At 30.8% G+C, this 13,570-nt stretch carries 15 protein-coding genes and 1 pseudogene; 5 read left to right on the top strand and 11 right to left on the bottom strand.

The genetic code is table 11. The annotated features are described in order from the left end of the window. The 3 genes from AC1XJX_RS02450 to AC1XJX_RS02440 are packed head-to-tail and all read left to right on the top strand — an operon-like array spanning position 1 to position 2,311. Positions 1-543 carry a hypothetical protein gene (locus AC1XJX_RS02450; protein WP_482002377.1) on the top strand — a complete coding sequence of 181 codons (543 nt, stop codon included), beginning with the start codon at positions 1-3 and terminating at the stop codon, positions 541-543. Beyond that, the gene (locus AC1XJX_RS02445; protein ID WP_482002376.1) at positions 524-1,690 is read left to right on the top strand and encodes a hypothetical protein; all 1,167 of its coding nucleotides are present in this window, start codon (positions 524-526) and stop codon (positions 1,688-1,690) included. The genes AC1XJX_RS02450 and AC1XJX_RS02445 overlap by 20 nt, the downstream gene beginning before the upstream one ends. A gap of 3 nt (positions 1,691-1,693) precedes the next feature. After that, the gene (locus tag AC1XJX_RS02440; protein ID WP_482002375.1) at positions 1,694-2,311 is read left to right on the top strand and encodes a hypothetical protein; all 618 of its coding nucleotides are present in this window, start codon (positions 1,694-1,696) and stop codon (positions 2,309-2,311) included. Positions 2,312-2,361: 50 nt separating this feature from the next. Here AC1XJX_RS02440 and AC1XJX_RS02435 read toward each other — a convergent pair whose 3' ends face one another. From AC1XJX_RS02435 to AC1XJX_RS02420, 4 genes are read right to left on the bottom strand one after another with little or no spacing between them, the layout of a single operon-like run. Continuing rightward, positions 2,362-3,603, bottom strand: coding sequence for a DEAD/DEAH box helicase (locus AC1XJX_RS02435; RefSeq protein ID WP_482002374.1), 1,242 nt, complete (start codon positions 3,601-3,603; stop codon positions 2,362-2,364). Between the two features lie 36 nt (positions 3,604-3,639). Then, positions 3,640-4,281, bottom strand: coding sequence for an MOSC domain-containing protein (locus tag AC1XJX_RS02430; protein ID WP_482002373.1), 642 nt, complete (start codon positions 4,279-4,281; stop codon positions 3,640-3,642). Positions 4,282-4,300: 19 nt separating this feature from the next. Then, on the bottom strand, positions 4,301-5,080 hold the full coding sequence (locus AC1XJX_RS02425; protein ID WP_482002372.1) for an anti-sigma factor domain-containing protein: 780 nt from the start codon (positions 5,078-5,080) through the stop codon (positions 4,301-4,303). Beyond that, positions 5,077-5,634, bottom strand: coding sequence for an RNA polymerase sigma factor (locus AC1XJX_RS02420; protein WP_482002371.1), 558 nt, complete (start codon positions 5,632-5,634; stop codon positions 5,077-5,079). The genes AC1XJX_RS02425 and AC1XJX_RS02420 overlap by 4 nt, the downstream gene beginning before the upstream one ends. A gap of 124 nt (positions 5,635-5,758) precedes the next feature. Between AC1XJX_RS02420 and AC1XJX_RS02415 the strand changes: the two genes are divergently transcribed. Further along, positions 5,759-6,271, top strand: coding sequence for a fasciclin domain-containing protein (locus AC1XJX_RS02415; RefSeq protein WP_482002370.1), 513 nt, complete (start codon positions 5,759-5,761; stop codon positions 6,269-6,271). Between the two features lie 179 nt (positions 6,272-6,450). Here the strand turns inward: AC1XJX_RS02415 and pulA are convergent, their stop codons facing one another. Next, on the bottom strand, positions 6,451-8,433 hold the full coding sequence (pulA, locus tag AC1XJX_RS02410; RefSeq protein ID WP_482002369.1) for a type I pullulanase: 1,983 nt from the start codon (positions 8,431-8,433) through the stop codon (positions 6,451-6,453). Between the two features lie 138 nt (positions 8,434-8,571). Between pulA and AC1XJX_RS02405 the strand changes: the two genes are divergently transcribed. After that, entirely contained in the window at positions 8,572-9,435 is an 864-nt protein-coding gene (locus AC1XJX_RS02405) for an alpha/beta hydrolase fold domain-containing protein (RefSeq protein ID WP_482002368.1), read from the top strand. Between the two features lies 1 nt (position 9,436). Here AC1XJX_RS02405 and AC1XJX_RS02400 read toward each other — a convergent pair whose 3' ends face one another. The 6 genes and pseudogenes from AC1XJX_RS02400 to AC1XJX_RS02375 form a co-directional block, all read right to left on the bottom strand. Next, positions 9,437-9,892 carry a tRNA (cytidine(34)-2'-O)-methyltransferase gene (locus AC1XJX_RS02400; protein WP_482002367.1) on the bottom strand — a complete coding sequence of 152 codons (456 nt, stop codon included), beginning with the start codon at positions 9,890-9,892 and terminating at the stop codon, positions 9,437-9,439. Beyond that, on the bottom strand, positions 9,882-10,103 hold the full coding sequence (locus AC1XJX_RS02395; RefSeq protein ID WP_482002366.1) for a hypothetical protein: 222 nt from the start codon (positions 10,101-10,103) through the stop codon (positions 9,882-9,884). Before AC1XJX_RS02395 ends, AC1XJX_RS02400 begins: the two co-directional genes overlap by 11 nt. 5 nt (positions 10,104-10,108) lie before the next feature. Continuing rightward, positions 10,109-10,840 carry an SIMPL domain-containing protein gene (locus AC1XJX_RS02390; protein WP_482002365.1) on the bottom strand — a complete coding sequence of 244 codons (732 nt, stop codon included), beginning with the start codon at positions 10,838-10,840 and terminating at the stop codon, positions 10,109-10,111. 29 nt (positions 10,841-10,869) lie between these two features. Beyond that, complete coding sequence (trpA, locus tag AC1XJX_RS02385) at positions 10,870-11,631, bottom strand: tryptophan synthase subunit alpha (RefSeq protein ID WP_482002364.1); 762 nt, start codon at positions 11,629-11,631, stop codon at positions 10,870-10,872. A 119-nt stretch (positions 11,632-11,750) separates the two neighbouring features. Continuing rightward, positions 11,751-12,932 carry a tryptophan synthase subunit beta gene (gene trpB / locus AC1XJX_RS02380; protein WP_482002429.1) on the bottom strand — a complete coding sequence of 394 codons (1,182 nt, stop codon included), beginning with the start codon at positions 12,930-12,932 and terminating at the stop codon, positions 11,751-11,753. Positions 12,933-12,995: 63 nt separating this feature from the next. After that, positions 12,996-13,565, bottom strand: a pseudogene (locus tag AC1XJX_RS02375) (phosphoribosylanthranilate isomerase); the annotation flags it as partial. Between the last annotated feature and the right edge of the window lie 5 nt (positions 13,566-13,570).

Here is a 13,570-nt window from a genome sequence, read left to right as displayed (position 1 = left end):
ATGAAAAAAGGTATAAGAGATTTATTTAATGAAGATGAAGTAATTAAAAACAACTTACCCAAAAATCACAGACAAGAGTTTTACAATAAACTTAAAGCCTCAAGAAAACAAAATACAGCTAGGTTTGAGGTTAATTATCTGATTAAAGTAGCCGCAATTGCCATTCTGTTTTTAGGTTTAACTTTTTTGATATTAAAACCCAAAGAAAAGGCATCAAATCAGATTGCTGATGAATCTAAAATAGTGAATCAAATAGATGCCATTGAAAAGCAATATTTAGCAAACATTAATAAAGAATGGCAAAATTTTATAGCTATTGCAATGGATGAAAATTTAGTTAAACGCTACAAACAAAAGTTAGATGAATTGAGTTCTGATTATCAAAATATTTCAATTCAGTTTAAAAAAGACAGTAATAATATAACCGTAATTGAGGCATTGGTTGAAAACCTGCAGACCCGCCTTCAATTACTCAAAGATATTCAAGAGCACATCAAATTAATAAATCAAAAAAACGAACAATATGAAACCATTACACTTTAAAATTTGGATGCTGATGCTCATCACATCAGTATCCGTTTTAGCACAGAAAAAAGTCATTTTTTCTGAGAGCTTTACAGCAAACAATCTAATTACAGTTATTCTAAATCTAGAAAACACTACGGTAGCTATAGAAAATTCAAAAGATGGAGAAGTGTATTTTGATTATGTCATTGAGTTTAGTAATTATTCAAAAAACGATATGCAAGCTTTTATTGATTCCATTAAAGTAGAGGCTGTAAAATTTGAAAATACCATAAAACTGGAAACTTCAAGTATATCTAATATATCCAAAATAGCTTATCAACTCAATTCACCCTTTGGATTAACTTTAGATGATGGTGTTTTTAAATTCGGAAAAAGTAATGACTCTATTCATAGAAAATCTAAGGATAGTTTAATTTCGGAAATAAGAGACGACGACATTAAAAATACATTTTTAAAAAATCTTAAATTATTAAATGATAAAGGCGAAAAAGAAGATATTGATTTTAGTAAAATTAAAATGTATAAGAGTAAGTTTTTAATAAAACTACCAGATTTTGTGAAAATTAAAATTACAGGAAGGCAAGCTCAAATTACATTTTTAGATAACATGACAGGTGAAATATCTTTAAACTTAAAAAAGGGATCTGTAAAAAGTCAACTTTTAAGCAATCGTTTCAGTAAATTTCAATTAGATCAAGCCGGTTTTGAATGTGAAGCTATTTCTGGTGGAGATTTTACTTTTATGAATGTAACTGATGGAAAGATTGGAGCGATAAAAAACACTGAAATTACTTCAGAATTTTCGAAAATAGAAATAGGTGAAATACAGGATAGAGTAAGTATTACTGATTTTAATGGGGAATATTATTTTTATAACTGGTCTAAAGACTTTGGTAGGTTTGATTTCTTTTCAGAGTACTCCAAGTTATATTTGTTTTATCCGGAAAAACATGATTATAGCTTTAAAGTTATTGGTAATAATACGGTTAATCACTTTGATAATTTATCAGTCACCATGTCTCCAACAAAAACAAAAAATAAATCAAATATGATGGAGCGTAAAGCAAAAGGTGTTGGTCATTTTTCTGGAGCAATTAATATGGATATGGTTAGAGGAATTCTTTATACATCAAACGATATTTTTATAAAATCAAAAAAATAAATTATGAGAAACATGCTTATAATCGTTTTAGTTTTTATGAACTTGAGCAAGCTAAATGCGCAGCAAAGTAGGATTAAATTAGAAACTAGTTTTGGGTCTGAAAATAAAGAAATACAAGATATTTTAAGATTTCAGGATATTGAAACTATCAAGCTCAAATTTTATGGAGCAGGTTTAAAAAATAAAAATTATAGATTATTGGTTAAAGAATATACTAATGGTAACCTAGCCAAAGTTGATACGATAATGGATACTTCAAAATCTGAGTATTTTTCTTCAATAAATGACACCATTTTTGGTTTTAGATATTTTGTAAAAACTCAAATAGAAAATACGATAAAAATGAAATTTTTATTTAATCATTTTTCAACTGAAAGAAATTATAATATTAGAAAAATAGAGGATAAATATGCACTTCATGATTTTTTAGATGCCAATGAAAATATGTCTATTAATGAGGCTAAATCAAATGTCATATTGGGTTATTTTTTGCTATATACAGATATTGAAACGGGTTGGAAAAAGTATTGTGAAGTTTCAGCAAGCGAACACAAACCTGAGGATTGGGGTAGCATTTTCAATATCCCAAACTATTATTTAATTGATATTATTTTTGAATAAATATTTAAATTAAAATAAAATGTCTTTTGTTCAATATACTTTGGGCTTTTTTAATACCAGCGTTTTTTATTTTTTTTAGAGCCTTCACCTTTACGGCCTTTTTTATGTTTGCTTCCCGTTTTTTGAGACTTATGTACCATAGGTTTTTCTTTAGGATCTAAAGGGTATGGATGCTCATCAATCACATCAATTTGCAATTGAATAAGTTGCTGAATGGTTTGTATGTAGCTTTTTTCATCAGCTGAACATAAAGAATATGACGTTCCTGTTTTTCCAGCTCTGGCAGTTCTTCCAATGCGGTGTACATAGGTTTCTGGAACGTTTGGTAAATCAAAATTTATTACGGCATCAAGTTCGTTTATATCAATACCTCGTGCTGCAACATCGGTAGCTATTAAAATATTTACATCACCGTTTTTAAATTTATTTAATGCGTCTTGTCTTAAATTTTGAGATTTATCACCATGTATACTTTCAACTTTATAGCCGTTTTTTATCAAGGTTTGCTCTAATTTATCAACCCCAAATTTTGTGCGTCTAAAAATCAAAATACTACCTTTAATAGTATTTCTAAGAAGATGTAAACACAATTCAATTTTGTGGCGTTTAGGCACATAATATAGTACTTGATTGATATTTTTTGAAGTAGAAGAATTAACTGCAACTTCAATACGTTCAGGATTATTTAATATCGTGTCTGCAAGTTGTTCAACTTTATAAGGAATGGTCGCCGAGAAAAGTAAAACTTGTTTTTCTTTGGTGCATAATCTTTCGATTTTTTTTACATCGTCAATAAAACCCATATCTAGCATTAGATCGGCTTCATCTAAAACCAATGTTTCTACATAATCAAGATTTATAACATCTTGTTTATGCAAATCGAGTAAACGCCCTGGAGTTGCAATTAAAATATCAACACCTTTTTTTAAAACATCAATTTGAGGTTCTATAGAAGTACCGCCATAAACAACGGTAGCACGTAAATTTGTATACGCACTGTAAGTTTTAAAGTTTTCTCCTATTTGATCTGCTAATTCCCTAGTCGGACTTATTATTAGAGCTTTAATTTTTTTTCCTTTTTTTGGTGCATCTTGGTTATCAAATAATAACTGCAAAATAGGTAATGCAAAAGCAGCCGTTTTTCCTGTACCTGTTTGTGCAGATACTATGATATCTTTTCTTTCTAAAACAAAAGGAATGGTTTTTTCTTGTACTAAAGTAGGGTTGTCATAACCTGCCTCAGCAATGGCTCTTAATATGGGTTTGTTTAATTGTAAGTCTTTAAATGACATATGAAATAATTTGCCACAAAGATAATGTAAACTAAATCAATTGTTAGTTATATAACTTTTAAGTAATATTCGTTTTTTTTCAGGTAAGGCTTTGCTGTTTGCTGCAATTTTTAGATGATTTTGATTCTTCTTTTTAGAAAAAACTAAATTGAATAAGTCAGCAACAGATAAGGTATTTTCGGGTCTTTCTATCAGAGTAAATGTGTCATTTAAATTAACATAGCCTTCTTCTAAAACACTTAAATAGGTGCCACCAAAACCATGAGCAACAAATTGTTTAATTACTTGTGGGTTGCCAAATTTATTGGCTAATTTATAGCAAGGTTCTCTGTATTGAGATACTTGTACTAGTGCTTCTCCAACTTTATATATGTCTCCTAAAAACACATTGGTTTCATTAAAACTAGAAACTGTAAGGTTTTCTCCAAACATACCCCAATTCCAATCTAAATCTGGATATAAACCTTTCCAATATGGGTATTGCTCTGCAGAAAACATATAGCACGCTTTATAAAAACCACCATGATGTAAACGGTCTGAAACTTCATCATTGAGGATATCATTTTTAGTTAAAAAAATAGGCTCGTTAGTTGGTAGTTTATAAATACCAGTGGTTTCCTCTTTGCCATTCCAAATAAAAGTGGTTGGTTTTGCGATATTGGTAGCTATTATTTTCATAAGTAGTTTGGCTTATATCTTAATTTAAGTAAACATTGGTTAACAATCTTGAAACCGTTGGATGGTCGTTGCCACCAGCAGGCTCTATAGTAATATTTAAAGATTCAGCTGCATCAACATATTGCATAGCGAGTAATTGATTTTCTTTGTCAATTACACCCATATTAATCATTTCACCATTTACATCTGCCCACATTTGATAGTCATGGTCTTTATCAAGTTTTGGTAATTGCTTTGTATTAATAATAACTGATTTATTTTTATGGTTTACATAACTAACTATTTTAGCAGTTGGTGCTAAAGTATTACCAGTTAAAATGTATTGTTTGGTTTCAGGTGAATTTATAATTTCAAAATATCGGCTAGTGTATTCCAGATTTGTTTTTAAACCTTCAATATCTCGTTTTAGTAATTCTTTTTGATCTTCTGCAACTTGCAGCTGCTTTTTTGAGTTGTTTAATTGATTAAACATAAAAATAGATCCAATTAATAGGCAAGCCGCAATACTCGATACAGCAAAAAGATATGTTTTGTAAAAATTATTTTTTTGAATTGGAATTATTTTAGGTTGGTTTGATTTTATTTTTTGGATTAATTCCACTTTAGCTTTTTTTGGAGGAATGATTGCATTTTCTAAAGCCATTTTTTCAAAATTAGCTTCTAAAGTCTCTAACTCAATTTTTAAATCAGAGTCCATATTTAACACTAGCTCAACTTGTAATTCTTCATTTGGAGATAACTCTCCTAACAAATACTGTTCTAGCAAACCGTTTTTTAATATGTAAACTTTGTCTATCATCTTATCAAATCAATAAAAATCAATAACCAAACAACTGCTTTTTCATAGCTAAGTTGTAATTTTTTTAACGCTTGTTTTATGTAAGATTTAAAAGTTCCTAGTGGCACTTCCATTTCTAAATGCGCTTCTTTGTGAGTTAAACCCTGAAAGTAAACTAGTTCTATAGCTTTTTGATGGTGCAAGTCTAATTGTTTTAAACAGCCATTTAGTTTTAAAAACTCAGGTTCTACAATTAAGTGTTCTTGTTTATTGGTATATACACTTAAATCTTCAGTTTGGATGAGGTTTTGTGATTGTCTTAAAAAGTTTAAGGTTTTATTTTTTGCAATGCGATAAGCCCAAGTATAAAATTTCCCTTTTTCTGGATTGTATTGGTATGCTTTTTCCCAAATGGTTAAAAAAGTGTCTTGCAATAAATTTTGGGCATGTTGTTCATCTTTACACATTCTTAAAATAACACCATAAATAGCACCCGAATAATTGTCATAAAGAGCTGATAAAGCGGCTTCATCTTTATTTTGTAATTGTAGTAAAAGTACTTTATCGTTTTGCATATATGTTAAAAATTTCCCAAAAAGCTAGAAAGCTCATCCAAAAGAAACAAACCTGTGTAAATATAAATGAAAGCACTTCAAAAGAAAAATAAAGTGTAAAATTAGTTTAACCAAAAAAAAAATTATGAAAAAGTTAGTATTTATTTTTACAGTTGTCGTGTCGTTAACATTTAGTCAATTTGCGTCTGCACAAAAAACAATTGTTGATGTAGCTGTTGCAAATGAGGATTTCTCAACTCTTGTTGCTGCCTTAAAAGCTGCAGATTTAGTTGGTGCTTTACAAGGAGAGGGACCATTTACAGTTTTCGCCCCAAACAATGCTGCCTTTGGGAAAATTGATTCAAAAACGTTAAACTCATTGTTAGAGCCTAAAAACAAAGAAGCTTTAAGCAATATTTTAACTTACCATGTTGTATCTGGAAAATTAGAAACTAGTGATGTATTAACAGCCTTAAAAAAAGGTATGGGTAAAGTAGAGTTAACTGCTTTAAACGGACAAATTTTAACAGTTTTACAAAAAGATGGTAAAATATGGTTGAAAGACCAAAACGGTAATTACAGTGAAATAATTGCTACCGATATTATTGGAAGTAATGGTGTAATTCATGTAATTAACTCTGTAGTTATGCCTAAATAATTTGGGAATTAACTGCTATGAAAAAGGAAAAGCCTCGTGTAAACGAGGCTTTTTTATTTGAGATCTTATCGTTCGTTTAACCACTTAATATAAAATCGGTTTAATGTTTAATTTTAGATGTTAATCGAGGTTATATTTTTTTAATTACAAAGTAAAGCTTCTTAATAACCATAAAAAATTTATTTTCTGTAAGCAACAAGCATTGAAATTGCAGGTACATTTACTGATTTGCTTATTTTTTTACCTGCTTCTAAAGTATATTTGTCTCCTATAACTGCAAGCTGCCACTCACTTTTAAGTTTATATTTATAAGCTGTTGTTTTGGCGTTATATACTATTAAAATATCTTTCCATGAATCTCCATTGGCATGGTTACTTATTTCATAGCTTAGCATGCCATCTTCAACAGTTTTAAATGTTAAATTTTTTCTTACTTCTTCTGCAGATGGCATTCTAAACGCTGGATGTGCTTTTCTAAGGGTGATTAAATTTTTGTAATATTCAAATACATTGTCATGTCTTACTTTCCAATTCCAATCCATTTGGTTGATACTATCTGGTAAGTTGTAAGAGTTGTGCTCGCCATTTTTAGTTCGTAACAATTCCGCTCCAGCGTGTATAAAGGGAACACCTTGTGAGGTCATTACAACCGCGTTAGCTAGTTTATCCATGGCTATAATAGTAGCTTCATCAGCTTCTTTTCTAGATACTTTTAATTTATCGTAAATGGTGTGATTATCATGGCACGACACATAAGAAATAGATTGCCAAGGCTCATTTGTCCAAGGTGCTTTTGAGTAATTAATAGCATCGTAATCTATTTGCGGATGTTGTATTGCACCAACTACTCCAAATTTCACAGATGTTTCTGTGTTTTTTGCACCACTTACAAAGCCTGTACTTTTATCATCAAAAACAGAACCTTTTAATCCGTCTCTAATATCATCACTAAATGCTGTGATTTGAGGCATTTTGGTTATGTTTTGCTTCAAAGCTCTATCTCTTATAAGTAATGGAGAATCTCCGGCAGTCCATCCTTCACCATAAATAAAAATATTAGGATTTATTTTTTTTACTGCTTCAGCAACTTCATTCATAGTAGCAATATCATGGATACCCATTAAATCAAACCTAAAACCATCTAAGTGATATTCTTCTGCCCAGAATGATACAGATTCTATAATAAATTTTCGCATCATTTCTTTTTCAGAAGCAGTTTCATTTCCGCAAGCAGACGCATCAGATTGTTTACCATCTTCCCAAAATCGGTAGTAATAATCTGGAGCTTCTAAATTAAAATTAGAGTTTTTAGTGATACCGGTATGATTATAAACAACATCTAAAATAACACCAATACCATGGTCGTGAAATTTTTTTACCATAGTTTTAAACTCTTCTATTCTAACTTCTGCATTATAAGGATTTGTAGAAAAAGAACCTTCGGGTACGTTGTAATTTTGTGGATCGTAACCCCAATTAAATTGCGGTGTTTCTAAATTAGTTTCGTCAATAGAATAATGATCGTATGTTGGTAATAAATGCACATGAGTTATACCTAATTCCATTATATGGTCTAAGCCAGTTGCAACATTATTTGGACCTTTTGTTCCTGTTTCAACCAAACCTAGATATTTACCTGGAAAACTGGATCCCGATTGTGGTTGAATGGTCATATCTCTAATATGTAATTCGTAAATAATAGCATCATTTGGTTTGTTTATAGATGGACCTTTATCTCTTTCCCAATTTTCTGGATTAGTGCTTTCTAAATCTAAAACCATCGCTCTTTTTCCATTAACACCAACAGCTTGAGCATAAATACCAGGTGTCTCATCTAACCATTTATTGTCAATCATTATTTGATAAGTATAATAAACGCCATTTAAATCTCCATCTAACTTTAACTCCCATACATTATTTATGGATGTACTTAAATTATAAATTTCGTAGGCATTGTTATCAAATCCATTTTTGTAGAGATTTAATTTTACATTTTCTGCGGTAGGAGACCAAAGTTTAAATATAGATGCTTCTTTGGTATAGTTTAACCACAAACTGGTTTGGATTGCTGTTTTAGAACTTTCAGAAATAGAAGTTTTAGTTTGGTTTAAACAAGAAGTTGTTATCATAATAAGTAATAGTAAGCTTAGTTTAAGTTTCATTGTAATTAGCGTATTAGTGAAGAAATTAATAAGTTATATGTTTTTTTAAACCCTTATATGTTTACTAAAATAAGTATTATATAGATTAATTCATAAAAGTTATTATTTATTCATAATTTGTGATGTTATTTATACTTTATGAAGCTATTAGCTTTTTGCTCTCTTTTTCTTTTTTCAATAGTTATTTGCAACTCTCAAAATAGTTATAAAACCTTTTTGGATCTTGAATATGCTCAAATAGATGCTACTAAATTATTGCTGGATATTTATTTACCTAAAGATGTGAAAAACCCCAACTTAGTTGTGTGGATTCATGGAGGCTCATGGATTAGTGGTGATAAAAAACAAAGGCCTATGGCGTTTGTTAGGCATGGTTATGCCTTAGCTAGTATTAATTATAGATTTTCAAGTAAAGCTAAATTTCCGGCACAAGCTTACGATGTGAAGGCTGCTATTAGGTTTTTGCGTTCCAAAGCAAAGCAATATCAGTATGATGCTGAAAATATAGTGGTTGCTGGTTCATCATCTGGCGGACACTTGGCGGCTTTAGTTGGGGTTACAAATAATCTTACCGAATTAGAGGGTACTGTTGGTAATTATTTAAATGAATCGTCTGCTGTTCAAGGTATTATTGATTTTTATGGACCCACAAATTTTACAAGTATTATAAGTCAATCAACAACCCAAAGCAGAAAAGGCAGATTATCCATCTTGAGTAAGTTATTTGGCGGATTACCAAAAAACAAACCAGAATTAGCAAAATTAGCGAGTCCTGTTTTTCATGTAGATACCACTGATCCACCTTTACTTATTATGCATGGAAATAAAGACCAAAAAGTGCCTATTAATCAGTCACTTGAGTTAGAAAGTCAATATAAAAAAAATAATTTAGATGTATTTTTTAAAGTAATTTATGATGGTGGACACGGTGGAAAAGTATTTGAAACCAAAGAAAATTATCAATTAACTTTCAAGTTTTTAGATAAAATTTTTAAAAAATAAACTATAAATTTAATTTTCTTAAACCCTCATAGACTATAATGCTTACGGCATTGGAAAGATTCAAACTCCTAATATGGTTACTGTAAATAGGTATTTTAAATAAGCTATCCGAATTTGCTTCAAGAATTGATTTTGATAAGCCTATTGATTCTTTACCAAAAATTAAAAACAGGTCGTCTTCAAATGGAAGTTCCCAATGATTTTTTGTGCCATGACTAGAAAGAAAAGCCATTTTTTTGTTTTTATTAATTTCAAAAAAGTCATCAGCACTTTCATAATATATTACTGATAAGTGTTGCCAATAATCCAATCCTGCACGTTTTAAACGACTGTCATCTATTTCAAAACCAAAAGGTTTTACAAGATGTAAATTAGAACCTGAAGCTAAAGCTAATCGGCCAATATTTCCTGTATTATTGGGTATTTCGGGTTCTATTAAAACAATATTAAGCGCCATGTTGTTTAATTTTTGAAATGAGAATCCAAATAAGTAAAACAAAAGGGAAGCCATGTAAAAAAACATCAATCCAATCCATTATTTGCATGCTTTTAGCACCACCAAAAATCCATTTTAGTTTCCCCCAAATATGAGGTTCGGGAGTAAAAGGTACAAGCCCAATTGTTAAGCATAGTAAAACAATGAATTTCCAATTATTGAATAGTTTCATAGTTTTTATTTAACAGCGTAAGTAAGCTTCATAGTAATAGAAGCTGTTTTTTCTTTTGATGTTGTATTATAAGCACCACCCCAAGAGTAATCTTCGTTTGAGTTCTGACCAGTAATTTGAAAAATTCCCATATTTGCTGTTATAAGTTCTCTTAATGAAGCTCCAGAATTTTCCGAAATACTTTCAGCTCTAACTCGTGCATTATCGGTAGCTCTAGATATCATTTCTATTTTTAAATCTTCTAATTTAGTATAATAATATCTTGGAGATAAGGAATATAACTGAATGCCTTTATTCAATAATTCAGTAACTTCTCTTGATATTTTTTCAACATTCTCAACGTCTTTAGAATTTATTTGAACCGTTTGGTTTAGCGTGAAACCTGTAAATTCTTGCCCTAAATATTTACCGTCTGTAGAATAGTTTTGTTTCATGTTTTTGGTAGTAGAAACTGCTGTGAATACAATAACATCATCAGTTAAACCTTTAGATTTTAAGTATTCAAAAATAGTTTCCTTATCCTTTTTTAGATCTGCATAAGCTTCTTTTAAATCGCTATTAACTTGAGAAAAACTAGCTTCCCAAACGATAAGATCTGATGTGAAATTTGTTTCTCCTAAACCTGTTACCGATACCGTTCCAACCTTTTTGTTTCGATTAATTACGGCATTTCCTAAAATTATGGAGGCGGCTACAATAGCAATTCCAAATACAATGGCACTTAAGTTCTTTTTCATTAAAAATAGATTTCGATATTTATAAAATGTTAACGAATGGATGTAACAAATTTTGGAATATCATCTATAGAATTATTGCTAATAAATTTTATAAAAGCACTACCAATAATAGCACCTTTAGCAAAATTAGTGGCTTGGGTAAATGTTTTGTTATCCGATATTCCAAACCCTATTATTTGTGGGTTTTTTAAATCCATACTGGATATACGTTCAAAATAAGTTTCTTGGTCGTTACCAAAGCCTAAATTACTTCCAGTAACACTCGCACTACTTACCATATAAATAAATCCGTTTGAAACAGAGTCAATAAAATTTATACGCTCAATACTAGTTTGTGGTGTTATTAAAAACACATTTATAAGGCCATATTTATCAAAAATATCTTGGTATGCTTCATGATAAACATCTACAGGTAAATCAGGAATAATCAAACCATCAATACCAATCTCACTGCATTTTTTACAAAAAGCCTCAACACCATATTGAAGCATTGGGTTAAAATACCCCATGATAATAAGTGGAATAGAAACCGATTTTCTAATATCTTTTAACTGATTGAATAAAACTTCGGTGGTCATGCCATTTTTTAAAGCCTTAGTAGAGCTATCTTGAATAGTTGGTCCGTCTGCTAAAGGATCACTAAAAGGCAAGCCTATTTCAATCATATCAACCCCATTCTTTTCTAACTCTTCAATAATAGATACGGTATCATTTATTTCAGGGTAACCAGCAGTAAAATAAATTGAAAGTAACTTCTTGTTTTCTTGTAATTTAGTTTGAATACGATTCATTTTTTATTTTTTTATTTTGTACGTTACCACTAGGGTCGGGCTTTCACTACTCGCTCCCTTCTGCGTCGGGGAGCTCAAACATACCGTTCAATCCCTAACGCATTAGTAACGCATTCAATTTATATTTTAAAGTAATCAATATAGTTTTGTAAATCTTTATCACCACGACCAGATAAACTCATAACCACAATATCATCAGGTTTAAAAGTTCTGTGTTTAAAAATAGCCAAAGCATGCGAGGTTTCTATAGCAGGTATAATACCTTCTAATTTTGAAAGTTCTAAACCAGCTTCCATGGCATCACTATCCGTAATAGACATAAATTCTGCACGTCCAGTTTTAGATAAATGCGCATGCATAGGGCCAACACCGGGGTAATCCAAACCTGCCGAAATTGAATATGGCTCGGTAATTTGGCCATCAGTTGTTTGCATTAAAAGGGTTTTACAACCATGAATAATACCTTCTTTTCCTAAAACAGAAGTAGCTGCACTTTCACCAGAATCAATACCTAAACCAGCAGCTTCTACAGCAATTATCCCTACTTCTGGCTCGTGTAGATAATGGTAATAAGTGCCTGCAGCATTACTACCGCCACCAATACATGCAACCACATAATCAGGATTTTCTTTACCTTCTTGCTCTTTTAACTGCCATTTTATTTCTTCGGAAATAACCGATTGAAAACGTGTTACCATATCTGGATATGGATGTGGTCCAATGGCAGATCCAATAATATAATGGGTATCTACTGGGTTGTTAATCCAATCACGAATGGCTTCGTTGGTAGCATCTTTTAAGGTACGACTACCCGATAAAGCTGGCACTACGGTAGCACCTAACATTTTCATTCTGGCAACATTTGGTGCCTGTCGTGCAATATCAATTTCTCCCATGTAAACAATACACTCTAAGCCCATTAATGCACAAACAGTGGCCGTTGCAACGCCATGTTGTCCTGCACCGGTTTCAGCAATAATTCTGGTTTTCCCTAAACGTTGTGCCATTAATATTTGACCAATAGTATTGTTAATTTTATGAGCGCCAGTATGGTTTAAGTCTTCGCGCTTCAGGTAAATTTTTGTATTGTATTTTTCTGAAAGTCGTTTCGCAAAATAGAGTGGGGAAGGGCGCCCAACATAATCTTTTAAAAGCTTATCGAACTCCTTTTTAAAATCGGGTTCAGCCATAATTTTTAAATAATTTTGGCGTAACTCTTCAATATTTGGATAGAGCATCTCTGGTATAAATGCGCCGCCAAAATCTCCGTAGTATCCTTTTTCGTTTACGTTATAATTCATAACACGTTCTTTTTTATTTTTTGTTGTTTCTGCAAGGGTAGTAATATTTTTAAATTTTTTTAAATTTTCAATATTTTTTAATCCTGGTTCTATTTCAAATTTGCTATTTACATCTAGAGCATAACAGTAATTTGAAGCGTTACTTTTTTTAAATTCTTTTATGTTTTCTAATTCGTTTAAACCAATACCACCACTTAAAAAAAATGGTTTTTTTAAAGGGTAATTACTTAATATATTCCAATCAAAAGTGTAGCCATTTCCACCAGGGTATTTTCCTTTAGTATCAAATAGGAAGAAATCGCAAACATTATCGTAAGGTTTGAGCTTTTCAAAGTTAAATTCGTCTACTATAGAAAACACTTTGATAACCTCAATATTTTGAGATTTAAGTGTAATACAATATTCTGGCGATTCTTTTCCGTGTAATTGAATAGTTTGTAAATTGTATTTGTTTATTTTTTCAATCACAAAATCAATAGATTCATCAACAAAAACACCTGTTTTTTTTATTGATTTATCTAATTCAGGAATTTTTTCAGAATCAAAATTTCTTGCAGATTTTTCATAAAATATAAACCCAAGATAATCTGGTTGCAATGCAGCAACTTGTATGATGTTATCTTGATATTTCATGCCGC

It is taken from the genome of Flaviramulus sp. (genome assembly GCF_982512915.1).
This window is presented reverse-complemented; position numbering and strand designations above follow the sequence as displayed.